Source organism: Microbacterium sp. Ld4 (genome assembly GCF_045066555.1).
Classification (GTDB): domain Bacteria; phylum Actinomycetota; class Actinomycetes; order Actinomycetales; family Microbacteriaceae; genus Microbacterium.
Genome location: NZ_JBISHE010000013.1, coordinates 667,583 through 687,772, shown reverse-complemented (window position 1 = coordinate 687,772; position 20,190 = coordinate 667,583). Strand labels below are relative to the sequence as shown.

Annotated in this window: 25 protein-coding genes and 3 tRNA genes; 8 read left to right on the top strand and 20 right to left on the bottom strand. The window is 69.8% G+C overall.

Annotated features, from left to right (window positions below):
• Window positions 1-41: 41 nt before the first annotated feature.
• The gene (locus ACJJV7_RS14005; protein WP_405373730.1) at window positions 42-599 is read left to right on the top strand and encodes a GNAT family N-acetyltransferase; all 558 of its coding nucleotides are present in this window, start codon (window positions 42-44) and stop codon (window positions 597-599) included.
• Here ACJJV7_RS14005 and ACJJV7_RS14000 read toward each other — a convergent pair.
• Window positions 571-1,737 carry a YbfB/YjiJ family MFS transporter gene (locus ACJJV7_RS14000; RefSeq protein ID WP_405373732.1) on the bottom strand — a complete coding sequence of 389 codons (1,167 nt, stop codon included), beginning with the start codon at window positions 1,735-1,737 and terminating at the stop codon, window positions 571-573. The two genes, ACJJV7_RS14005 and ACJJV7_RS14000, sit on opposite strands and share 29 nt — an antisense overlap.
• A 74-nt stretch (window positions 1,738-1,811) precedes the next feature.
• On the opposite strand from ACJJV7_RS14000, the gene ACJJV7_RS13995 reads away from it, so the two are divergent.
• Window positions 1,812-2,357: a TetR/AcrR family transcriptional regulator gene (locus ACJJV7_RS13995; RefSeq protein ID WP_405373734.1), complete on the top strand. Its 546-nt coding sequence runs from the start codon at window positions 1,812-1,814 to the stop codon at window positions 2,355-2,357.
• A gap of 12 nt (window positions 2,358-2,369) precedes the next feature.
• On the opposite strand, the gene ACJJV7_RS13990 is transcribed toward ACJJV7_RS13995, so the two are convergent.
• The 3 genes from ACJJV7_RS13990 to ACJJV7_RS13980 form a co-directional block, all read right to left on the bottom strand.
• Complete coding sequence (locus ACJJV7_RS13990) at window positions 2,370-2,552, bottom strand: hypothetical protein (protein ID WP_405373736.1); 183 nt, start codon at window positions 2,550-2,552, stop codon at window positions 2,370-2,372.
• A gap of 260 nt (window positions 2,553-2,812) precedes the next feature.
• Complete coding sequence (locus tag ACJJV7_RS13985; protein ID WP_405373738.1) at window positions 2,813-3,073, bottom strand: hypothetical protein; 261 nt, start codon at window positions 3,071-3,073, stop codon at window positions 2,813-2,815.
• A 133-nt stretch (window positions 3,074-3,206) separates the two neighbouring features.
• Window positions 3,207-3,596, bottom strand: a complete 390-nt coding sequence (locus ACJJV7_RS13980; protein WP_405373740.1) for a hypothetical protein — start codon at window positions 3,594-3,596, stop codon at window positions 3,207-3,209.
• A 276-nt stretch (window positions 3,597-3,872) separates the two neighbouring features.
• On the opposite strand from ACJJV7_RS13980, the gene ACJJV7_RS13975 reads away from it, so the two are divergent.
• Entirely contained in the window at window positions 3,873-4,265 is a 393-nt protein-coding gene (locus ACJJV7_RS13975) for a hypothetical protein (protein WP_405373742.1), read from the top strand.
• A gap of 20 nt (window positions 4,266-4,285) precedes the next feature.
• Here ACJJV7_RS13975 and ACJJV7_RS13970 read toward each other — a convergent pair whose 3' ends face one another.
• The 5 genes from ACJJV7_RS13970 to ACJJV7_RS13950 form a co-directional block, all read right to left on the bottom strand.
• Entirely contained in the window at window positions 4,286-4,534 is a 249-nt protein-coding gene (locus ACJJV7_RS13970) for a hypothetical protein (protein WP_405373744.1), read from the bottom strand.
• Between the two features lie 414 nt (window positions 4,535-4,948).
• Window positions 4,949-5,022, bottom strand: a tRNA-Met gene (locus ACJJV7_RS13965).
• A 37-nt stretch (window positions 5,023-5,059) separates the two neighbouring features.
• Window positions 5,060-5,131, bottom strand: a tRNA-Thr gene (locus ACJJV7_RS13960).
• Window positions 5,132-5,196: 65 nt separating this feature from the next.
• Complete coding sequence (locus ACJJV7_RS13955) at window positions 5,197-6,417, bottom strand: M23 family metallopeptidase (protein ID WP_405373746.1); 1,221 nt, start codon at window positions 6,415-6,417, stop codon at window positions 5,197-5,199.
• 132 nt (window positions 6,418-6,549) lie between these two features.
• The gene (locus ACJJV7_RS13950; protein WP_405373748.1) at window positions 6,550-7,338 is read right to left on the bottom strand and encodes an inositol monophosphatase family protein; all 789 of its coding nucleotides are present in this window, start codon (window positions 7,336-7,338) and stop codon (window positions 6,550-6,552) included.
• Window positions 7,339-7,374: 36 nt separating this feature from the next.
• Between ACJJV7_RS13950 and ACJJV7_RS13945 the strand changes: the two genes are divergently transcribed.
• On the top strand, window positions 7,375-8,940 hold the full coding sequence (locus ACJJV7_RS13945) for a phytoene desaturase family protein (protein WP_405373750.1): 1,566 nt from the start codon (window positions 7,375-7,377) through the stop codon (window positions 8,938-8,940).
• Window positions 8,941-8,949: 9 nt separating this feature from the next.
• On the opposite strand, the gene ACJJV7_RS13940 is transcribed toward ACJJV7_RS13945, so the two are convergent.
• The 7 genes from ACJJV7_RS13940 to ACJJV7_RS13910 form a co-directional block, all read right to left on the bottom strand.
• Window positions 8,950-9,981, bottom strand: a complete 1,032-nt coding sequence (locus ACJJV7_RS13940; RefSeq protein ID WP_405373752.1) for a hypothetical protein — start codon at window positions 9,979-9,981, stop codon at window positions 8,950-8,952.
• 122 nt (window positions 9,982-10,103) lie between these two features.
• Entirely contained in the window at window positions 10,104-11,129 is a 1,026-nt protein-coding gene (locus tag ACJJV7_RS13935; protein WP_405373754.1) for an ABC transporter permease, read from the bottom strand.
• On the bottom strand, window positions 11,126-12,082 hold the full coding sequence (locus ACJJV7_RS13930; protein ID WP_405373756.1) for an ABC transporter ATP-binding protein: 957 nt from the start codon (window positions 12,080-12,082) through the stop codon (window positions 11,126-11,128). The genes ACJJV7_RS13935 and ACJJV7_RS13930 overlap by 4 nt, the downstream gene beginning before the upstream one ends.
• 93 nt (window positions 12,083-12,175) lie before the next feature.
• Window positions 12,176-12,520: a hypothetical protein gene (locus ACJJV7_RS13925; protein ID WP_405373757.1), complete on the bottom strand. Its 345-nt coding sequence runs from the start codon at window positions 12,518-12,520 to the stop codon at window positions 12,176-12,178.
• A 143-nt stretch (window positions 12,521-12,663) separates the two neighbouring features.
• Window positions 12,664-12,748: transfer RNA gene (locus ACJJV7_RS13920), tRNA-Tyr, on the bottom strand.
• A gap of 87 nt (window positions 12,749-12,835) precedes the next feature.
• A complete protein-coding gene (locus tag ACJJV7_RS13915; RefSeq protein WP_405373759.1) occupies window positions 12,836-13,321 on the bottom strand; it encodes an FBP domain-containing protein in 486 nt (161 codons plus the stop codon).
• Window positions 13,322-13,365: 44 nt separating this feature from the next.
• The gene (locus ACJJV7_RS13910) at window positions 13,366-13,683 is read right to left on the bottom strand and encodes a hypothetical protein (protein ID WP_405373761.1); all 318 of its coding nucleotides are present in this window, start codon (window positions 13,681-13,683) and stop codon (window positions 13,366-13,368) included.
• Between the two features lie 47 nt (window positions 13,684-13,730).
• Here ACJJV7_RS13910 and ACJJV7_RS13905 point away from each other — a divergent pair, with 47 nt between their 5' ends.
• Genes ACJJV7_RS13905 through ACJJV7_RS13895 form a run of 3 tightly spaced genes read left to right on the top strand, consistent with a single transcriptional unit; the run spans window position 13,731 to window position 14,928 of the window.
• The gene (locus ACJJV7_RS13905) at window positions 13,731-14,219 is read left to right on the top strand and encodes a YajQ family cyclic di-GMP-binding protein (protein ID WP_405373763.1); all 489 of its coding nucleotides are present in this window, start codon (window positions 13,731-13,733) and stop codon (window positions 14,217-14,219) included.
• Window positions 14,220-14,221: 2 nt separating this feature from the next.
• Window positions 14,222-14,479, top strand: a complete 258-nt coding sequence (locus tag ACJJV7_RS13900) for a hypothetical protein (protein WP_405373765.1) — start codon at window positions 14,222-14,224, stop codon at window positions 14,477-14,479.
• Window positions 14,476-14,928: a BLUF domain-containing protein gene (locus ACJJV7_RS13895; RefSeq protein ID WP_405373766.1), complete on the top strand. Its 453-nt coding sequence runs from the start codon at window positions 14,476-14,478 to the stop codon at window positions 14,926-14,928. The genes ACJJV7_RS13900 and ACJJV7_RS13895 overlap by 4 nt, the downstream gene beginning before the upstream one ends.
• A 155-nt stretch (window positions 14,929-15,083) precedes the next feature.
• Here ACJJV7_RS13895 and ACJJV7_RS13890 read toward each other — a convergent pair whose 3' ends face one another.
• Together ACJJV7_RS13890 and ACJJV7_RS13885 are read right to left on the bottom strand one after the other, a co-directional pair.
• Entirely contained in the window at window positions 15,084-16,214 is a 1,131-nt protein-coding gene (locus ACJJV7_RS13890) for a Gfo/Idh/MocA family protein (protein ID WP_405373767.1), read from the bottom strand.
• The gene (locus ACJJV7_RS13885; RefSeq protein ID WP_405373769.1) at window positions 16,211-17,035 is read right to left on the bottom strand and encodes a sugar phosphate isomerase/epimerase family protein; all 825 of its coding nucleotides are present in this window, start codon (window positions 17,033-17,035) and stop codon (window positions 16,211-16,213) included. Before ACJJV7_RS13885 ends, ACJJV7_RS13890 begins: the two co-directional genes overlap by 4 nt.
• Window positions 17,036-17,142: 107 nt before the next feature.
• Between ACJJV7_RS13885 and ACJJV7_RS13880 the strand changes: the two genes are divergently transcribed.
• Window positions 17,143-17,748, top strand: coding sequence for a TetR/AcrR family transcriptional regulator (locus tag ACJJV7_RS13880; RefSeq protein ID WP_405373770.1), 606 nt, complete (start codon window positions 17,143-17,145; stop codon window positions 17,746-17,748).
• A gap of 6 nt (window positions 17,749-17,754) precedes the next feature.
• On the opposite strand, the gene ACJJV7_RS13875 is transcribed toward ACJJV7_RS13880, so the two are convergent.
• Window positions 17,755-18,756, bottom strand: a complete 1,002-nt coding sequence (locus tag ACJJV7_RS13875) for an alpha/beta hydrolase (protein WP_405373772.1) — start codon at window positions 18,754-18,756, stop codon at window positions 17,755-17,757.
• Between the two features lie 59 nt (window positions 18,757-18,815).
• Window positions 18,816-20,189: an FAD-dependent oxidoreductase gene (locus ACJJV7_RS13870; RefSeq protein ID WP_405373774.1), complete on the bottom strand. Its 1,374-nt coding sequence runs from the start codon at window positions 20,187-20,189 to the stop codon at window positions 18,816-18,818.
• Window position 20,190: the final 1 nt, after the last annotated feature.

Genomic DNA, 20,190 nt, shown 5'->3' with positions numbered 1-20,190 from the left:
GCGGCCTCGTCACGCGGGCCGCGAGAGCAGATACTGATCGGATGCCTGTGTCCTCTGCATCCTGGTCGCATCCCGGCCCCGCCGGGCCGGGGCTCCGCCTCGAGCGCCTTCCCGTACCGGTGATCCACGCCTTCGCTCGCGGCGAGGTGCCCGCAGGCGCCGAGCGCTTCGCCACGCCGTTTCTCACTGGACCGGACGGGGCCTGGCTGTGGCGCATCCGCAGTGAGCAGATCGCGCGCTCCCCCGGTGACGCCGACTGGGTGGCCCGGGCGGTGATGGTCGCCGGCGAGCCCCTCCCGGTCGGCGTCGCCGGGTTCCACGGTCCGCCGGATGAGCGCGGAATGGTGGAGGTGGGCTACCGGATCGATCCGGCGCACCGGCGACGCGGCTACGCCCGGCGATCGTTGCGAACCCTGCACGCCGTCGCGGTCGCCGACCCCGGCGTGGCGGTGCTGCGCGCGACCGTGAGCCCCGACAACCCGGCGTCCCGCGACCTCGTCCTGTCGGAGGGTCTCGTCGAGGTGGGTGAGCAGTGGGACGACGAGGACGGGCTCGAGATCATCTACGAGATCAGCGCCCGCGTCGGGGCGGACGGATGAACACGCCGGCCAGCGCGACACCCCCGGCAGCGATGAACGCGGCGGGCAGGCCCACGGCATCCGCTGCCGCACCGAGAAGCGGCGCCCCCAGCGCCTGACCGAGGGCGAGCGCGAGGAAGACGACGCCGACGCCCCGCGCCGGTGACGCCTCGTACACCCTCGTGCTCCAGACGAGCAGGATGCCGGTGAGGGCGATGTAGACCGCGCCGAACACCGCCGAGGCGACGAGAGCCACGAGCGCGAGGTGCGAGGCGAGGCCCAGGCCGACGGTCGCGGCGGACGCGCCGACCAGGAGGCCCGTCCACGCCCGCGGTGCACCTATGCGCTTTGCGAGGTCGCCGGCGACGGCGCCGAGGAGCCCGCAGGCCCCGAGCACGATCCAGGTCACGGTCGCGAACAGGCGGTCATGGCCGCCGTCTGCCGTCAAGAGGTCTTGCCCGAAGGTCCAGACCGCTGCCGTCGCGATCCCCATGACGGCCGCCGCGAGCAGCAGCCGCCGCGCGCCGGCCGGGAGCCAGCTCTCGCTCCCGGCGCCGGGGGCGTGCACCGCCGCGCGCCCGCGCGGCACGACGACGCCGACCCACAGCGTCACGGCGACGGCGATCGCGGCGAACACGGCCCAGGCGATGCGCCACTCGTCCTGTGCGAGCAGGCCCACCGGCCCGGAGACCATCACGCCGAGCCCCGTCCCGGCGTTGACGACCGTCTGCACCCGGTCACGGCGCGGGACGACGACGCGACGGGCCACCGCATCGGCGAGGGGCGGAGACGCCACGCCCGTGCTCGCCCCGGCGATCATCACCCCGAGGGCGAGCAGCACGGCGTTCGGCGCAGCGGCGATCAGCGTGGTCCCACCCGCGGCGAGCACACCTGCGGCGATCGCGACGGCGCGGGCGCCGAGGCGTGGGGTGAAGAAGGTCGCCGCGACGATGCCGACGCAGTAGGCGGCATAGCTGCCCGAGGCGATGAGGCCCGCCGTCGCCGCGTCGAACTCGAACGTCGCACGGAAGGCCGGGAGGAACAGACCGTACGCGAAACGGGCCAGGCCGTAGCAGACCGCGATGAGGGCAAGCCCGCTCAGCGCCAGGTGGCGCGTCTGCCCGGGGGTGAACGGCTCAGTGGCGTGACGATCCGGCATCCGCTCTCCTCTCGCTACTTCACCGATCTGTGAAGTAGGCTCGAGCGTACGGGATGACGAGAGGACATGCCACGATGACGACCATGACACCGGGCGCGCAGCGCATCCTGGATGCCGCGACGTCGCTGTTCTATGCGCGCGGGATCGCCGCTGTCGGGGTCGACACGATCGCCGCGACCGCCGGCGTCACGAAACGGACGCTCTACGACCGCTTCGGGTCGAAGGACGCCCTCGTGTCGGCCTATCTGCGGGCACGCGACGCGACCTGGCAGGCGCGATGGGAGGCGCGCATCGAGGCGGCGACGTCGCATCGCGCTCTCACGGTGTTCGATGCGTACGCGGAGGATGCCGATCCGTCGGGCCGGGGCTGCGCCTTCATCAACGCCGCAGCGGAACTCGCCGACGACCATCCGGCGCGGGCCATCGTGCGAGACCACAAGGCGGCCGTCCGCGCCCGCATCCATCGCCTGCTCATGGACGAGCGCGCCCCGCAGGCGGACACTCTCGCCGACCACATCTTCTTGCTCGTGGAGGGCGCGATCGCGGTGCAAGGGGTCGACGGCGACAGCGGGCACCTTCGTCAGGCGCGGGGCCTGGCGGCATCCCTGCTCACGCGCTGACGACCCCACGCATCAGGTGGTCATTCCGCGAAGAACCGCCTGCTCCTCGCCCGTGCAGTCGATGCGGGCGCCGTCCGCGGCCTCCCAGTACCAGGAGGTCTCTCCACCGACGGGCTGTTCGGCAAGGGTGAGCGTCAGGGTGCCGAACGTCGGATCCTGCTTCTGAACGCCGGGCATCAGTTCGATGTGTTCCATGACGCGAGCGTAAGCGCGGCGGCCTCCCCCGCCACCGGGGTGGACATCGGGCCGCATCTGGGGCACGTCGCCGGCGTCGCGCGGTGCGAGAGGACGGTAGTGAGACAGACGCGCAGCGAGGCGCTCCTTCGCACGGCCGTACCGAGTTCGCGCCGTGATGTTCGTCTCGAACGAGATCTTCAAAGCAGCCCTACCCCCGGTGTGACGACGCGTAGGTTCTGCCTGCCGACCGTGACGTCGCCAGGTCTCCTCGCAGGCTTCTAGGTCCACCGGTCCAGGCGGCGAGAACCGAGCGCCATCAGAGCAACGGCCACGAGGGTGACGAGGGTCGCCAGGAGCCACGGCCACAAGGACGTTTCGACGCCGACAATCGAGCGTTGCTCTTCGAGAGTCACCGACCCCTGTGGCGCGTCCCCATACGAGGTGACGGTGATCGCGGGAGCCAGCAGAACGGCCACCACGACGACGGCGATCCCGCCGACCACGAGCCAGGATCCGAGCACCCTCCGCGCACTGGTCATGACGAGAGTGTTGCGGACAAACCAGCTCTGCGCGCCTTCTGGTTATCGAATCGCAACCGCATCCCGATGCCCGTTGCCCGTTGCCATCACTTGCGGCCAGGAAGCCGGATGCGGCGCAGTCGCCGCTTCGCGGCTACTTCGAGGACACCCAGACGTTCTCGGAGATCATGATCCGGCCTTCTCCGCCGCGGTGGCTGAGATCGGCCGCAACTTTGGCGCTGTCACTGATGCGCACGGACACGAAGTCGCGCTCGCACTCTGTGTTCTGCCACACGTCGTCGAGGACGAGCGACAGGCACAGCGAGTCACCGTCGTCGGACGCACGCGAGAGGTAGACGTCATACTCATCTGCCTTCCCGACGTAACGAAGAGTCGCGACGTCGATGCCGCCTCCAGCCCCGTCGACGACCGAATCCGGTCGATCTGCCGCGGTCTGCTCTCTCGCGAACTCGGCGGGCGAGCACGACGTCAACAGCAGGACGGTCGCGAGCAGGGTCGGTACCACGAAGCGACGTGAACTCATACGCCGAAATGTACCTCGCTACCATCCGCTCTGTCTGGGCAATCGGAAACACCGCGCGGTCGCGCAGAACCGCTCGATGCCGCATCCGCCTCGCTGACTCCGGCGCTACTCTCGCACCATGGGCGAATCGGAAAAGGCGAGGTGGTCGCGCCGCGCGGACACGGCGTCGCGGGATGCCGCCTGGTCACCGGCATGAACGAGCCTGAGGAAGTGATCCGATACGTGCCGAGCCGGCCTGACCTGCTCCAACAGGAGGCGACGAAGCGACTCCCCTTTGTGGTCACACAACTCGCGGCGACAGGCCTCGTCATCGTGTGCGAGCTCGACGACGTGCCGCCAGAGAATAGGCGACCGTCGCTTCACATCGGCATCACGCAGTACCTCCGGCTGTCCGACGGGTCGATGATCCGTCTCGACATGGATCGCGGCCTGTCATCGTTCGCACACGGCCACTCTCGCCCTGTCTCGTGGAAGCGCTCCGCTGCCGACGTGATCGAGGAGATCCTCACGATCGTGAAAGCCGACGACCCCGACCCGGAATCGCTTCCTTGGGATGAGCATGCGGAAGCAGCCCGGCTCCGAGGCATTGACGTAGACGCTTCCGTGCTTCGAGAGTTGCCCCACACAGTCCTGCTGTCGGACGACCTCGCGCGGATCTTCACGTCCTGACGAGATGCGGGCCCCTTTCGTCAGTGGCGCGCGAGTGCCTCGATACGGGCGTCGATGAGGGAGGCGTGCTCGTCGATAGCGCGACGGTCGCCGCCATCGACGGCGAGGGTGTCACTCTTCCACCTCATCATCTCGTTGCGGATCTCCATCTCGGTCTCGGTGTCGCCGGCAGCGCGGGCCGCGCTCACGAGCAGGTGCGTAAGCATGGTGTGGCGTTCCTGCATGCAGTCATAGGCCACGGTGTCGTTGACTCGCCATGAGCTGCTCATGCGTTGCCCTCTTCCGTCGATGCGAACTCTCAGCGTAACGAGCGGGCCAGCGAGCCCCCGGTGCCCAAGCCCGCACCTGCCAAACAGCCCCGAGCCCCCGCGACCTGGCGGTGTTCAGCCGCGGGACTCGGGCGGGCGCTTTGCCGAAAAGCGAGGCTCCACGCCGGAAGCCGAGCCCTTCTAGGCAGGTGACGGGCGTAGAAGGCAAAAGGCGTTGCTTTGGCGACCAGAGCCGTCACTCGTGTCACTTTCAGAGCTAGATCGGACTGTTCGGCGAAGGTGCCTCCGCGTGGAGGTGATGTCCCAAAGGGGACACCACCTCGACCGCTAATCTGCTTGCGGTCCCCACCTGTCTCGGCGATGACGAGCGCCTTGCAAATGACGAAACCCCCGGGTGGAGCCGGGGGTTTCGAGTAGCGGGAGCGGGGCTTGAACCCGCGACCTCACGATTATGAGTCGTGCGCTCTGACCAGCTGAGCTACCCCGCCACGAAGCTCTCGGGGGGATGAACCCCCGGATGCTACGAGCCCCGAGTCAGGATTGAACTGACGACCCCTTCCTTACCATGGAAGTGCTCTACCACTGAGCTATCGGGGCGTGCTGCCCGCTAGCGGGCAACTAGAAGAGGATATCAGAGCCTCGGCATCCTTCAGAACGCGAGCTCAGTCCTCGGTGTGCGCATACATCCACGTCATGGGATCGACGCGCTCGGTTCCCCCCAGCAGCACCTCGAGGTGCAGGTGCGGCCCCGTGGCCTTGCCGGTCGATCCGACCTGCCCGATCACGTCGCCGGCCTCGACCGTCTCGCCAGGCGAGACGCGCAGCGAGCCGTACTCCATGTGGCCGTACCGGGTCGAGACGAGCTGGCCGTCGATGATGTGGTCGAGGACGACCGTCACGCCGTAGTCGCCGCCGGCTTCGGTGGCGATGCGCACTGTCCCTGCAGCGACGGCGTGGATCTCGGCGCCGCGGCCGGGGGTCAGGTCGACTCCGCGGTGGGGCGTGGCGAACTTCGACAGGTACGAGGTCGACCCGAAGGCTGCAGAGATCGGGACGCCGACAGGGAAGGGCCACTGGATGTCGGCGCTAGCGTCGTTGACCCAGGTGCCGGCGAACTGCGTGACTCCCGAGTCGGCGGCCACGTCGGCCATCGATTCGATGTCGTACTGGTCGGCGCGGACGAGGTCGCTCGACTTTGCATCGGATGCCGCGACGTACGCCTGGATCTCGGTCTTCGCGCTCGCCTTCTGCGGCGCGAGGATCGAGACGTCTCCGGTCGCAGCGGGGCCGAAGGCGCTGACGGCCGACACCGGCACGGTCGTCCCGACCATGAGCATGCCCACGACACCCACCACGGTGGCCGAGAACGACGCCGCAGCGGCGCGCTGCAGCATGATCTTGGTGCGGCGGGGCTTCGGCGGGAGGGATGCCGCTCGGATGCGACCGGTCTGCACGACGGGCTCGGCATCGGCGGCGGCGCGGGCGACCTGAATCGGAGTCTCGCCCGTGAAAGAGAAGACCCGGGCCGCGAGCTCGAATTCATCGATGCTCGGCCCGGGCTGGTCTGCGGAGACGTGTGTGGACGTCGCCGAGGGAAGGACGACGGGTTCGCTCAGGAACTCCGGGGTCGACGACTCGACGACCGACCGCGTGCGGTTCGATCGGGTGCGACGCAAGGGAAGAGCGGATGCCGCCGCTTCCACGACGATCTGCTCGACGAGCGATGCCGCGACGACAGCCTCGACCTCGACCTGCTCCGCTTCGACGCGCTGGGCTGCGAGTCGACGGTACTCCGCGCGCGTCAGCGCAGGACCATCGGTCGCGGCGGCTCGCCGGTCACGACGGGCGCCGAGGGCGTCGGTCGAGGAGGTGTTGAGGGTCAAACGTGCAGGCTCTCACATCGTGCGGTGGGCAACCGCGGGCTTCGGGCTTGAGAAGATCCCTCGCTTCGGGCAGCGAAGGTAACGATCAGGTAAACACGCTACACGACTGCGCTGAAAAAGGCATGTGCGCGCTCACAACCCGATCGCCGAAACGATGCGCGCGTGCAGAGCGGGCCCTGCCGCCACAGTCATATCGCGGCCCGGAGCACCGTGCGGAGCGCCGGTGACGACTCCCCCGGCTTCGCGCACGAGGAGCGCTCCGGCGGCGTGATCCCACGGCTGGAGCCCTCGTTCGAAATACCCGTCGAGGCGGCCCGCCGCGACGTACGCGAGGTCGAGCGAGGCCGATCCCGCCCGGCGGAGGTCGCGCAACAGCGGCATGACCGCCGCCACCCGTGCGAGATCTCCGGCATGGGTCGCGGGGTCGTATCCGAACCCCGTCGCGACGAGTGCGCCGGCACCACCCACCTCGGAGACCGCGAGGCGCGTGCCGCCCAGCCACGCGCCACCGTCGCGCATCGCGTGGAAGCTCTCCCCCGTGACCGGCTGGTGCACGGCACCGGCGATCGCCGACCACAGGTGCGGCTCGGGCTCCCCTTCGACGGCCGCGATGCTCACGGCGTAGTGCGGGATGCCGTAGGCGTAGTTGACCGTCCCGTCGATCGGATCGACGACCCAGGTGATGCCGCTCGAACCGGTCTCGGCACCGGACTCCTCACCCCAGAAGCCGTCCTCGGGGCGGTCATTCTCGAGACGGGCGCGGATCAGCGCCTCGACCTCGCGGTCGGCGTCGGTGACGATGTCGGCGAGCGCGGATTTCGTCGCCGCCACGGCGACCCCCTCCTCGCGGCGCCGGCGGGCGAGGTCGCCCGCCTCGCGGGCGATGTCGAGAGCGAGATCGGCGAGCGCGGCGGCATCCATGGCTCCACGGTATCGCCGCCCGCTAGGTTGAGCGGCATGACCACCTCCCGCGACGTCATCATCGTCGGCGGCGGGCACAACGCCCTCGTCTCCGCCGCCTACCTCGCTCGGACGGGCCTGCGGGTGACCGTGCTCGAACGCCTCCCTCATGTCGGCGGCGCCGCGGTCTCCGAGCGGCCGTGGGCCGGCGTCGATGCACGGCTGTCTCGGTACTCCTACCTCGTGAGCCTGCTGCCGGCGTCGATCATCGCCGACCTGGGGCTCGACATCCACCTCATCCGGCGTCGGTACTCGTCGTACACGCCGCTTCCGGGCGATCCGGAGCGCGGCATCCTGATCGACAACGGTGACGCGGCCGCGACGGCGTCGAGCTTTCGACGAGCGCTGGGCGACGACGGCGAGGCAGGGCGCTTCGCGGCGTTCTCCTCCCGCCTCACTCCCCTGGCCGCCTCGCTCTTTCCCACGGTGACACAGCCGTTGCGCCGTGAGGGCGAGGTGCGGGCTCGCCTCGGCGACGACGAGCTGTGGGATGCCGTGACGGCCCGCCCGCTCGGCGGCCTCCTGCGCTCGTCGTTCGAGAGCGACGTCGCGCGCGGCATCGCCTTCACCGACGGCTTGATCGGGACGTTCGCGCACGCGGATGACCCGACGCTCCGACAGAACCGGTGCTTCCTCTATCACGTCATCGGCGGCGGCACCGGCGACTGGGACGTCCCCGTGGGCGGCATGGGGAGCGTCAGCGCGGCACTCGAGCGCGCCGCCCGCAGTGCCGGCACCGAGATCCGCACGGGCGCAGCAGTGACGGCGATGACACCCGACGGCGAGGTGACGATCGACTCCGGCGAGACGCTGCACGCCCGGCTCATCCTCAGTGGAGTGGGGCCCGCTGTCCTCGCCGACCTGCTGGCGGCCGGAGGGTCAGGTGCGGCGCGACGGCCCGCCCCCGAGGGCGCGCAGATCAAGGTGAACATGCTGCTCTCCCGCCTGCCCCGGCTGCGGGATGCCTCGGTCGACCCCGTGGCGGCCTTCGCGGGCACGTTCCACATCAACGAGACGATGACCCAGTTGGATGCCGCGCATGCCCGCGCGCTGAGCGGAGAGGTTCCCGATCCGCTGCCGGCGGAGATCTACTGTCACTCGCTGACCGACCCGACGATCCTGGGAGCAGACCTGCGTGCGAGCGGTGCGCAGACCCTGACCCTGTTCGGCTTGCAGGTGCCGCACCGGCTGGTCGCTGCGGGGGTGGCCGGTCGCGAGGCGCTGCTCGCTGCGGCTCAGCGCTCGCTCGACTCGGTGCTCGCTGAGCCGATCTCGGGAGTCGTCTACGAGGCCCCCGACGGCACGCCGTGCATCGAGGCGCGGTCTACCGCCGACCTGGAGGACTCGCTCGGAATGACCGGCGGCGACATCTTCCACGGCGATCTGTCGTGGCCGTGGGCAGCCGACGACGACCCGCTCGACTCGCCCGCAGAGCGGTGGGGCGTCGCGACCGCCCATGAGCGCGTTCTGGTGTGCGGGTCGAGCGCGAGGCGCGGCGGCGCGGTCAGCGGGATCGGCGGCCACAACGCCGCCATGGCGGCGCTGGAGCTGCTGTCCCGCTGACGACGACTGTCAGGGCTGCGGCGGTGCGGGCGGAGCCGGCGGATATCCGGGCTGCTCGGGCGCCGGGGGGACCGACGGCGCCTGCGGCTGAGTGGGCGCGGGCGGTGCCGACGGCTGGCCCGGTGCGGCAGGCTGCTGCGGCTGGGCGGCGGGCTGCTGCGGCTGAGGGTAGGTGGGCCAGCCGGTGTAGTACGCGTTCCAGTCCGGTGAGCCGTCGGGCAGGACGGGAAGCGGCGTGCGGCCGTCGGCGTACGTCGGCCATCCCTGCGGAGCCTGCGGAGCGTACCCGCCCTGAGGAGCCTGGGGAGCCTGCGGAGCGTAGCCGGTCGGCGAGCCGTAACCACCCTGGGCGGCCTGCGGGGCATAACCGGCCTGCGGGCCCGCCACCTGGTGCTGCGGCGCACCGTAAACGGGGGCGGGTCGCGGCTTACGCGGTGCGAAGAGCGCGTTGACGAGGGGGACGAGCGCCGTCCCGACGGCGACCAGGATCGCCAGCGCCACGACGACCTTCCAGTAGACGTCACGGAAGTCGACGAACTCCTCTAGCAGAAGCGGCAGGATCAGCATGACCGCGAGGATGACGAGCAGCCCCATCGTGACGTAGGCGACGACACTCGTGAACGTGGTCTGGTAGCGGGCGAAGGCCTTCGAGTACAGCCGGATGTGCAGGAGCGCGCCCTGCAGGATCAGGACGATCACCAAGAAGCGGAAGAAGCGCTCGAAGCCGACGGCGTACTGCCCGGCGCTCTCCGGCATCCAGATCATGAAGGCGCCGACGATGAGCGCGAGGACCCACGAGACCATGCTCGCCAGCGTGAACCAGTCGGGGCGGCGGGGGGCAAGGACCGACTCGAGGATCGAGATGCCGGCAAAACCGGCCAACAGCAGGATCGTCAGGAACGCCCTGCCGATGATGCCGTCGCTGTCACCGATCAGGACCCAGATGACGCAGACCACGGCCGCGGCGATCAGGGCGCCGATGGCCACCCAGATCGCGATGCGGAAGATCTTCGTCGGATTCGGCGCAGTCGGTGCACTCATCGGAACTCCTCTCGGGGGCGTCGCCCCCATGCGCCCATCCTGTCAGACCACGCCACCCGCGGAAGGGCCACTCACAGGCATCCCGAAAGCCGCGCTGCGCGGCCGGGTGTGAAGAAGGGGTGTCAGCGTTCGCGATCGTCCCAGCTGAACAGCCGGGCGGCGGCGAGCGCCACCGCGGCCGTGCACGCCGCCATCAGCAGCCACAGGACCGGAACGGGTGCGACCGGGGGCATCCCGGCGAGGTCGGCACTCGCCGCCTGGATGAACCACGAGCTCGGCAGCCAGTCGAGCGCCACCGCGAGCCAGTCGGGCAGAACCTGCTTCGGGAAGACATCACCCGACGCGAACATGACCGCGATCGGGAGCAGGACCGAGACGGCGTTGATCAGTTCGGGGCTGCGCGACCGAGAGGCCAGCAAATACGCGAAGGAGAAGAACATCAGCGTGCCCAGCACGACCGTCACGGCAAGGGACACCACGCCGCCGGGAGCGAGATAGCCCATAGCGACGGCGATCCCCGCCACGGCGACCCCGATCGCGAGCGTCGCCACCGCCCGGACCGGCGTCTGGGCCGCGATGAAGGTCAACTTTCGGACGGGCGTCGTCCCGAGCATGCGCAGGGTGCCCCGTTCGCGCATGACGACGATCGGGAGCGCCGTCCCCATGAAGGCGACGGCCATGATGCCGACCGCGGCGATCGTCGCGAGGTTCGCGCGGACGAGGTCGAGGTGGGCGAACCCGGTGGAATCGGTGACTCGGATGCCGGGAGCGTCGACGCCCGATCGCTCGACCTCGCGGACCAGATCGAACCAGCGGGGCGGATCGGCGACGTCCAGCGTCACGCGAGCGCCCTCGGCGCTGACCTCGACGGCGACGTTGGCGGCCGCCGGGTCGATGCGGATCCCGGCCGCCTCGAGAGACGACTGCGCCCGCGCGACGGCATCGCCGTCGCCGCTGAGCGCCACGACCGGTGCGGGCCGATCGGCGACGTTCACCGCGAAGTTCAGGCCGACGATCAGCGCGAAGAGGAATCCGACCATGAACACGATCGAGAACGAGCCCTTGCGATTGCGGACCAGCTCTTTGGCGCTCGCGCTGCTCAGCTCTCGGAAGGCGGATCGCGGGGCATCCGGGGTGCGGACGGTCACGAGGCCGCCCTCCCCGAGATGACGGGCGCATCCGCGAGGAACGCGAGGTAGGCGTCCTCCAGCGTGTCCCGACGCACCCGGTAGTCGCTCGCGCGCAGCGCGGGAGCGAACGTGAGCGCGCGGATCACGCCATCGGGATCGGCGGTCGCGGCGGTGACGGTCCGCACGGCGCCCCGGACCGTGGCGCTGATCTCGGCATCCGGGAGGTGGGTACGGAGGGCATCCTCCGTCGTCTCGACGGGCACTCGGAAGGTGACCGTCGTCATCGCCGCGCGAGCGCTGATCAGGTCATCGGGAGACCCGAGGGCGCGGAGGGTTCCCCCGACGAGGATGCCGACACGGTCGCACAGTTCCGTGGCCTCCGTCATGTCGTGCGTGGAGACCACCACGGTGGTGCCGCGCGACTGCACTTCACGGATCAGATCGTGCAGGTCGCGCTTGGCCTGGGGGTCGAGCCCTGCAGACGGCTCGTCGAGGATGGCGAGCCGCGGCTCCCCCACGAGGGCCGCTCCGATGAGAAGCCGCCGCTGCTGGCCGCCCGACAGGTCACGGGCGCGGGTGCCCGACTGCGAGGTGAGTCCGAGCTGGTCGACGAGGTCGCCCACCGCGCGCGGACGGGTGTGGAAGGAGGCGTACATGCGCACCGTCTCGAGGACGGTCAACGACTCGAACAGCGCGGCGCTCTGAGGCTGCATCCCGACCCGCGCCGTCGTCGCGGTGCGCTCGCGGGCCGGGTCGACGCCAAAGACGCGCACGCCGCCGGAGGTCGGCCGACGAAGCCCGGCGACGGTCTCGAGGAGCGTGGACTTGCCTGCCCCGTTCGGTCCGAGCAGCCCGAAGATCTCGCCGTCGGAGACCTCGAGGGAGACGTCGTCGAGGGCGAGCGTGCTGCCGTAGACCTTCGTGACCCCCTCGACCTCGATCGGATGCCGGCCCGTGATCGCCTCGCCCATTGCACTCCCCACTGTCGCTGCATGCACCCCCAGCCTGGCGAGCGCGGACGATCAGCGCCTCCCCCGTGCGACGGAGACCGCGGACGAGCCGCGTCAGGGGGCGGGCAGCGGCTCGTGGTGGCCGGCCGACTTCCGCTCGAGGAAGGCGCAGAGGTCGGCGGCGATGTCGAGCTCTGCCGTGAGAGCGTGCGTCTCCTCGTAGGTCAGGAGGGTCTCGCGCAGCTGGGGTTCGAACACGACCCGCCACCGCCCGTCATCGTCCGCCGGTGGACGGACGTAGACGGTCGTAGTCGCATTGCGCAGCGGGACGACGACGAGGCCGCCGTCGTCACCCTCCGAGCTGTCCTGCATGACGACCTTGGTCAGGCCGCCGTCGCCGCGGATCGAGATGAATTCGTCGAGCCAGCTCTCCAGCGTGGCCTGGCTGCGATACGTCATCGTGCATCATTTCCGGTCGTGCTCCGCGCGGGCTGGCGAGCGATGGACTCGCGCCGCCGCGGGATGAATGAGGAGTCGGTCCTGCGTCCTGATGAGCCGACAGTAACAAAAAAGACCACGGCGAGGGGCCGTGGTCTTTCGTCTGGTGGCGAGTGAGGGATTCGAACCCCCGAATGCAATGCAGTCTGATTTACAGTCAGATCCCTTTGGCCGCTTGGGTAACTCGCCAGGTGCGCACCCGCCCGGCTTGTGCAGTCGACCGGAGGCGCGATCACCTATCTTACCCTCCCGCGCGGCCCAGCGAAAACCGGGGTCTCAGTGCGCGGTGGCGACGCGTCCGACGAACGATTCGAGACGGTGGCGCGTGCCGTCGATCCGCCGATCGACGCTGGCGCGGATCTCGCTCGGCGCGAGGGGACTCGCGATCCGCACGTTCTCGTGACACGTCAGATCGGCGCAGACATAGGTGCCGACGCTGTCGCCGCGGTCACCGGCATCCCCTGTCCGGCGCGCGGTGAACATCGTCACCTGGTTGCCGGGCTGCATGGTGTGGCAGATGTTGCACATGGCGGAGTGTCCCGCGGAGCCGCTCGCGGCGCGCAGCACGATGCCCGTCGGCTCGCCCTCGATCTCGGCGACGACGTATCCACGGCTGCGCGTGGTGGGGTCGCGCCACGCGAGGAAGTCGAGGTGGTCCCACTCGAGGATGGGGAAGTCGTGGGGCAGTTCGAGACGCTCGCGTTCGTCCTTCGTCGCATTGACGAGCACGTCACGCAGCTGGTCAGATGTCAACGGCTGCATCCTCCGAGTCTACGAACGACCGAGGGCTCCGGCGTCGTCTGCCCTTAGTTCGCGAGGCTCAGCATGAGGGAGACACCCAGGACCAGGACGAGCCCGGAGATCGCGCCGACGACGGGCCACGCGAATCCGCGGCGACGGACGACCGCGAAGACCACACCGACGACGCCGAGCAGAAGGGCGAGCACGCCGCCGGCGACGATCAGGGGCAGCGAGATGAACAGCCCCCACCCGTACTGCTCATCGACAGCCGCGACGAGCGCCAGGACGATGGCGGTGGGCACGAGGGCGATCGCCGCGACGACGACGGCGGCCACGCCCCAGGCGCGCTGGGCGGTCACGGATGATACTGCCGGAGTGGTCACGACCGCCAGCCTAGGGGGGCGCGACACCGGCTCGGTAGACTCGGCATATGGCCGACAGCTCATTCGACATCGTTTCCAAGATCGATCGCCAGGAAGCCGACAACGCGCTCAACCAGGCCCGCAAAGAGGTCGAGCAGCGGTACGACTTCAAGGGCACCGGTGCGTCGGTCGAGTGGAGTGGCGAGTCGGTCCTCATCAAAGCGAACAGCGAGGAGCGCGCGAAGGCCGTTCTCGACGTGTTCCAGTCGAAGATGATCAAGCGCGGCATCTCGCTCAAGAGCCTCGAGACCGGCGACCCCGTGGCATCCGGCAAGGAGTACCGCATCGTCACGACCCTCAAGGAGGGCATCTCCTCGGAGGACGCGAAGAAGGTCACCAAGCTCATCCGCGACGAAGGCCCCAAGTCGGTCAAGGCGCAGATCCAGGGCGACGAGCTCCGTGTGCAGTCGAAGTCGCGAGACGACCTCCAAGAAGTGCAGCGGATGCTGAAGGCGGCCGACCTCGACGTCGACCTGCAGTTCGTGAACTACCGCTGAAAATGCCCCATACCGGTCGGAACACCAGTGCCGGGGTCGTCTGGTCGCGCGTCGAAGACGGATTCCACGTCGCGAGCCGCGCCGGCAACTTCCTCGGCTACATCGATCGCCGACGCGACGGCGCCTTCGAGGCGTTCGACATGCGCTCCCGCTCGATCGGCCGCTTCGCCGAGCTGGTGGCGGCGATGCGCGCCGTCAGCACGCAGTCACCTCCCGCGGCCACCGTCCCGGGCGTCTTCACGATCCGAGAGACACGATGACCCCCGAGAACGATGAGCGCCTGATGTCGGTCGTGTACTCCAGCCGCGCGCGGGAGGCGTTCGACGACGAGGCGCTTCGCAACCTGCTCGCCGAGAGCCGCACGAACAACGCGCGGCGCGACGTGACCGGGATGCTGCTCTACCGCGGCGGCCGGTTCGTCCAGATTCTCGAGGGGCCGGAATCGGCCGTCCGCGACGTGATGGCGACCATCACCGACGACCCGCGGCACACCGATGTCCGCGTGCTGATCGACGAGTTCATCGCCGAGCGGAACTTCGCCGAGTGGACCATGGGGTACGAGCCGATCCACGCGTCGGAGGGCTCCGCTCCCGACGGCTTCCGCGACACCTTCGACGACCTCGAGAGTCACGCCGACCCGTCGGCGACGCTGCGCGCCGCGCGTGAGCTGAGCCTCTGGTTCCGCGTGCGCGCCAGCCGCGGCCTCTGACCCTCACGCCCCCTCGCCTGCGCGGCATCCGACCCGAGGCATCCGATACGCGGCATCCGACCCGCGACGACGACACGCGGCATCCGACCGCGACGACGACGCGCGGACCGAGAACCCTCCGGAGAGGGCCTCGATCCGCGCGGTGATCGTCCGTGTCAGCTCAGGGTCTGAGCGAACGGGTCGAAGTCGGCGGGGACCGCGGGCACGGGGGCCACGGTGCTGCCGATCTCGAGATATGCGCCGGTCTCGGCCGACTCCTGCGCCGACAGCATGACGTCGAGCACGTGGAACCCGAGCTCGCCGCTCGCGACGTGCGGGCGGCCGTCGGCGATCGCGCGCACCATGTCGAGCACGCCGAGGCCTCGCCCGACGACGGTGCCCTGCTGCTCGACCTCGATCCACTCCTGGTTCGTCGACATGCCGTCGCGGAGCACGCCGAGCGGCTTGACGTAGGCGGTGCGTCCCGCGAACTGGTTGGGGTCGGGCAGGACGATCGACCCGTCGGTGCCGTGGATCTCCACGATGCCGTGGCGTTCGAGCGCGGAGTCGAAGCTCAGCAGGTGCGTGCCGTGCTGGCCGCCCTCGAACGTCGAGACCACCTGCACCGACGACGGCACCTCGACGGGGAAGGTCTCCCCCGCACGCGGACCGGTGTGGATGGTGCGCTCGGTGCGGAACCGCGAACCGCGCGCTGCGACACCCGCGATCGGACCGAGAAGGCTGACGAGGGCCGAGAAGTAGTACGGCCCCATGTCGAGGAGCGGTCCGGCACCCTTCGCGAACAGGAACGCGGGCTCGGGATGCCACAGGTCGGGCCCCTGCGTCTGGAACGCCGTCTGGACGAACAGCGGCGTGCCGATGACGCCCTCGGCGATGGCCCGCTTGGCGGTCTGGAAGCCGGGCCCGAGAATCGTGTCGGGCGCCGAGCCGACGCGCACGCCGGCCGCCTCCGCAGCCCGCAGCAGCTCGGCCGTGGATTCGCGGTCGAGCCCCAGCGGCTTCTCGGTCCACACGTGCTTGCCGGCGGCGACGGCCGCTGCCGACACGGCCACGTGCGCCTCGGGGATCGTCAGGTTGACGACGAGGTCGACGTCGGGGTGCGACAGCACGTCGTCGGCCGAACCCCAGACACCGATGCCGTGCTCCTCAGCCTTGGCCTTGGCCCGTTCGGGGATCAGGTCGCCGACGGCGACGACGCGCACGTCGGGGAACGAGGTGAGGTTCTCGAGGTAGGTCTGGCTGATGACACCGGTGCCGATGATGCCGACGCCCACGGGCCCGGTCATGCGACGAACCCGCCTTCGCGCAGGAAGGCGTAGCCGGCGGCGACATCGTCGAAGACGTCGCCGGGGGCCTTGTCGTACTCGATGACGGCGAAGCGGATGCCGGTGCCCGCCGCGAGCGCCTCGGCGAGCGGAACCTCGCCCGTGCCGGGGCGGCGCTGGTCGAGACTGTCGGAGCCGAAGTCCTCCGCGCCGGGAGCCCAGGGGTTGGCCGTCGGGACGATGCCGTCCTTGACGTGCACCGCCAGCAGACGATCGCCGAGGGAGCGGACGAGGGCGGGGACGTCCTGGCCGCCGGTCAGCGCCCAGAAGAGGTCGAGCTCGAGCGCGACACGGTCGTCGGTCAGCTCGACGAAGCGGGCGTAGGCGCTCTGCCCGTCGAAGTCGGCGACGAACTCCTGCGCGTGGTTGTGGTAGCCGACCGTGAGCCCGAACTGCGCAGCCTTCTCGGCGGCGACGTTCAGTCGCTCGGCGATGTCGGCCACACCGTCTTCGGTGAGCCAGCGCGCCGGTTCGACGAACGGATCGATCACGGTCGTCATGCCGATCGTCGCGGCCGCCTCGAAGACGACCTCGGGGGCGGGCGTCGGGATCGCTCCGTCGGGCGTCCACAACTCATCGGAGAGCAGCGGGGCGTGCCCGGTGGGCGAGGCGAGGCCGCTGGCGTCGAGCGCCGCGCGGATCTCGGCGGGGCGGCCGACGAAGTCGAACGCCTCGACGTTCTTGAGGCCGATCGCTGCGAGCTTGTCGAGCGATCCGGACATGTCGGCGCTGAACTCCTTTGCGAGGGAGTAAAGCTGAACTGAAGCCAGTGGCAGGGCCATGAGCGTCCCTTCGTACGTCATTGTCGGTCACCGCGATGCGGCGTGGCACGACGATAACACAAAACCTCCACGTGGAGGTTTCTTCTCCGACGGGTTACTGTGACCACGTGGGAACCGAGGAGAACGGCGTGATCGGCCGGCGCGGACTGCAGCCCAAGGGCGTCGCGCGTCGCCAGGAGATCCTCGACCGCGCCATCGAGGTATTCCGGGAGCGCGGCGCGAGCGGCACGTCGCTGCGCAAGATCGCCGAGGCGATCGGCGTCTCGCACGCGGCCCTCCTCCACTACTTCGACTCGCGCGAGCAGCTGCTCGTCGCGGTGTACGCGCACGCCGAGTCGAAGCGTCCCGATGCGCCGCACCGGGTGCCCGGCATCGAGACGATGATCGATGCGGCCGTGGCGAACGTCGACGTGCCGGGTCTCGTCACGCTGTACACGACGCTCCTCGCGGCATCCCTCGAAAGCAGCGACGACGTCGGGCGCGACTACATCGCGACGCGCTTCGAGCGTCTGCGCGCCTCTCTCACTGCGAGCCTCCGGCAGCAGCAGCAGGAGGGGGCCATCCGCGCCGATGTTCCGGCCGAGCACCTCGCGGCTCTGCTGATCGCCGCGTCGGACGGCCTGCAGATCCAGTGGCTCCTGGAGCCCTCCATCGGCCTGGCCACCACGCTCGAGACCTTCGGCGTGCTCCTGCAGACCGAGCGCAGGCGGTAGCGAGCGTCACCGCCGCCGGAGCGCCCCGCGCGTGAGCCATCCCTCGAGCGTCTCGTAGGCCGCGGAGCGCGGGCCGGGGCGCGAGAGGAACAGGTCGTGGATACCGCCGTCGATGCGGGCCACCGTCATGTCGCTGCCGATGCGCACCGCGGCACGGGCGATGTCGTCGACGACGAGCACCGAATCGCTCGCCGTCATGTCGGCGTTCCAGACGAGCGGGTTGGTCGACTTCGTCGAGAGCATGACCATGGTCGGGCACCCCGTGTCGACCCCGGATGCCACCCGTCGGTGCCCGTCGATGATCGCCGCGAGCCATCCCGGATGCGTCGGAAAGCCCCGCTCCGGACGCCATTCGCGCTGGTAACCCGCGATCGGGAGCACGCCGACCTCGGTCTGCGCGCGGGTGTAGAAGCCGAGATCGACGACGGGGTGGGTGCCAAGCGGGTCGAAGCGTGCCCGCACCTGCACGAGCGGGGCGAGCGCCTGCCGGCCGAGCGTGCCGAGCTGCAGCTCCAGCCACGGGCTGTTGAGCACCAGCGCGTCGAGGGCCCCGGGATGCCGCGCCGCCCAGAGCGTGGCGGTCAGCCCGCCCGTCGAGTGCCCCATCATCACGAGGCGGCGGCCCGACCCGGCATCCGTCTTCGCGATCGGATGCCGCATCGCGGCGAGTGCGGCGGCGATGTCCTCGTCGTAGACGTCGAGACTCGTCGTGAACCCGGGCGTCTGCCCCGGACGCAGGCTGCGACCGTATTTGCGGAGGTCGAGGGCGTGGAACGTCGCGCCCAGATGCGCCCAGAACCGGGCGAGCTCGACCTGGAAGAAGTAGTCCGACCAGCCGTGGAGATACAGCACGTCGACGTCGCGCAACGGCCCGAGCAGAGCCGCCCACCGGGGCGGCTTCAGCCGGGCGAGCGTCGCGACGACCTCACCCTCGGCGTCGGGCTCGAGCGCGAGCGTGCGCTGCTCGAACGGACTCCCGAGGACATCCGGGACCCACTCATCGCTCATAGGGCCAGACTATCGGGGCCCTCCGAGACGTCGAGAGCGGCCGGCGCCGCCCTGCGCGGTCACTCCCCGCGCGACACCCGGACCATCTCGTCGCGCTCGACGACCTTCACCCGGGCGCGATCGTACGGTGCGCCGAGCGCCACCTCGTGCTCATCGAGTCGGTGCCAGCCGTCGAGGTCGGTCCACGCGACCTGACGCTCGGCGAGCAGCGCGATGATGGCCTCGTCGGACGGATCCTCCGGGGTCCACCACGACGCCTGATCGTTGATCAGGTGCCGGACGGTCTCCATCGCGTCGGACTTGGTGTGGCCGATGAGGCCGACCGGTCCGCGCTTGATCCACCCGGTGGCGTAGAGACCGGGAACGCGCTCGTTGGAGCTCTTCTCGATGACCTGGCCCTCGTGGTTCGGGATGACGCCGTGGCGCTTGTCGAAGGGGACGTCGGCCAGCGGCGAGCCGAAGTAGCCGATGGCGCGGTACACCTGGCCCACCTCGACCCGGCGCATCTCGCCCGTGCCCTCCACGCCGCCCATGCCGTCGGGGCGCGTCCGCTCGTAGACGAGAGCGGCGACGCGGCCGTCGGCATCCTTCGTGATCTCGACAGGCCGCGCGTAGAAGTGCAGGTGCAGACGCCGGCTCGCGGTGCCGCCGGCGTTGTTGACGCTGGGGCGCTGACGCCACGACTGGAGCACGCGGTCGATGACCATGACCTGCTTGTTCGACGCGATCGCCGCGCGCGATCCCTCGTCGTAGTCGAAGTCCTCGTCGTAGACGACCATGTCGACGTCGCGCAGCTCGCCGAGCTCACGAAGCTCGAGCGGGGTGAACTTCACCTGCGCCGGGCCGCGGCGCCCGAAGACGTGGACGTCGGTGACCGGGGACTCCTTGAGTCCGTCATAGACGTTCGCGGGGATCTCGGTCGGGAGAAGGTCATCGGCGTGCTTGGCGAGCATGCGCGCCGCGTCGAGGGCGACGTTGCCGTTGCCCAGGACCGCGACGGATGCCGCCTCGAGCGGCCACTCGCGGGGGAAGTCAGGGTGACCGTCGTACCAGCTGACGAAGTCAGCCGCGCCGTAGGAGCCCTCGGCGTCGACGCCGGGGATGTCGAGGTCGACGTCTTTGATCGCGCCGGTCGCGAAGATGACGGCGTTGTAGTGCTTCTTGAGGTCGGCGAGGGTGATGTCGATGCCGAAGCGGACGTTGCCGAAGATGCGGATGTCACCGCGGTCGAGCACGTCGCGGAGGGCGTTGATGATGCCCTTGATGCGCGGGTGATCGGGCGCGACGCCGTATCGGACGAGCCCGTAAGGCGCGGGGAGGTGATCGAAGAGGTCGATCGAGACGTCGAACTTGCGCTCAGCCTTGAGGAGGATGTCTGCCGCGTAGATGCCGGCGGGTCCTGCGCCGACGATGGCCAGCCGAAGCTTGGTCATG

Excerpts from the sequence above, each read along its gene's own strand:
- ACJJV7_RS14005 (WP_405373730.1), top strand. The coding sequence starts at position 42 with ATGCCTGTGTCCTCTGCATCCTGGTCGCATCCCGGCCCCGCCGGGCCG.
- ACJJV7_RS14000 (WP_405373732.1), bottom strand. The coding sequence starts at position 1,737 with ATGCCGGATCGTCACGCCACTGAGCCGTTCACCCCCGGGCAGACGCGC.
- ACJJV7_RS13995 (WP_405373734.1), top strand. The coding sequence starts at position 1,812 with ATGACGACCATGACACCGGGCGCGCAGCGCATCCTGGATGCCGCGACG.
- ACJJV7_RS13990 (WP_405373736.1), bottom strand. The coding sequence starts at position 2,552 with ATGGAACACATCGAACTGATGCCCGGCGTTCAGAAGCAGGATCCGACG.
- ACJJV7_RS13985 (WP_405373738.1), bottom strand. The coding sequence starts at position 3,073 with ATGACCAGTGCGCGGAGGGTGCTCGGATCCTGGCTCGTGGTCGGCGGG.
- ACJJV7_RS13980 (WP_405373740.1), bottom strand. The coding sequence starts at position 3,596 with ATGAGTTCACGTCGCTTCGTGGTACCGACCCTGCTCGCGACCGTCCTG.
- ACJJV7_RS13970 (WP_405373744.1), bottom strand. The coding sequence starts at position 4,534 with ATGAGCAGCTCATGGCGAGTCAACGACACCGTGGCCTATGACTGCATG.
- ACJJV7_RS13950 (WP_405373748.1), bottom strand. The coding sequence starts at position 7,338 with ATGGATGCCGCCGCGCTCGCCGATCTCGCTCTCGACATCGCCCGCGAG.
- ACJJV7_RS13945 (WP_405373750.1), top strand. The coding sequence starts at position 7,375 with ATGACCACCTCCCGCGACGTCATCATCGTCGGCGGCGGGCACAACGCC.
- ACJJV7_RS13940 (WP_405373752.1), bottom strand. The coding sequence starts at position 9,981 with ATGAGTGCACCGACTGCGCCGAATCCGACGAAGATCTTCCGCATCGCG.
- ACJJV7_RS13930 (WP_405373756.1), bottom strand. The coding sequence starts at position 12,082 with ATGGGCGAGGCGATCACGGGCCGGCATCCGATCGAGGTCGAGGGGGTC.
- ACJJV7_RS13925 (WP_405373757.1), bottom strand. The coding sequence starts at position 12,520 with ATGACGTATCGCAGCCAGGCCACGCTGGAGAGCTGGCTCGACGAATTC.
- ACJJV7_RS13915 (WP_405373759.1), bottom strand. The coding sequence starts at position 13,321 with ATGCAGCCGTTGACATCTGACCAGCTGCGTGACGTGCTCGTCAATGCG.
- ACJJV7_RS13905 (WP_405373763.1), top strand. The coding sequence starts at position 13,731 with ATGGCCGACAGCTCATTCGACATCGTTTCCAAGATCGATCGCCAGGAA.
- ACJJV7_RS13900 (WP_405373765.1), top strand. The coding sequence starts at position 14,222 with ATGCCCCATACCGGTCGGAACACCAGTGCCGGGGTCGTCTGGTCGCGC.
- ACJJV7_RS13895 (WP_405373766.1), top strand. The coding sequence starts at position 14,476 with ATGACCCCCGAGAACGATGAGCGCCTGATGTCGGTCGTGTACTCCAGC.
- ACJJV7_RS13890 (WP_405373767.1), bottom strand. The coding sequence starts at position 16,214 with ATGACCGGGCCCGTGGGCGTCGGCATCATCGGCACCGGTGTCATCAGC.
- ACJJV7_RS13885 (WP_405373769.1), bottom strand. The coding sequence starts at position 17,035 with ATGGCCCTGCCACTGGCTTCAGTTCAGCTTTACTCCCTCGCAAAGGAG.
- ACJJV7_RS13875 (WP_405373772.1), bottom strand. The coding sequence starts at position 18,756 with ATGAGCGATGAGTGGGTCCCGGATGTCCTCGGGAGTCCGTTCGAGCAG.
- ACJJV7_RS13870 (WP_405373774.1), bottom strand. The coding sequence starts at position 20,189 with ATGACCAAGCTTCGGCTGGCCATCGTCGGCGCAGGACCCGCCGGCATC.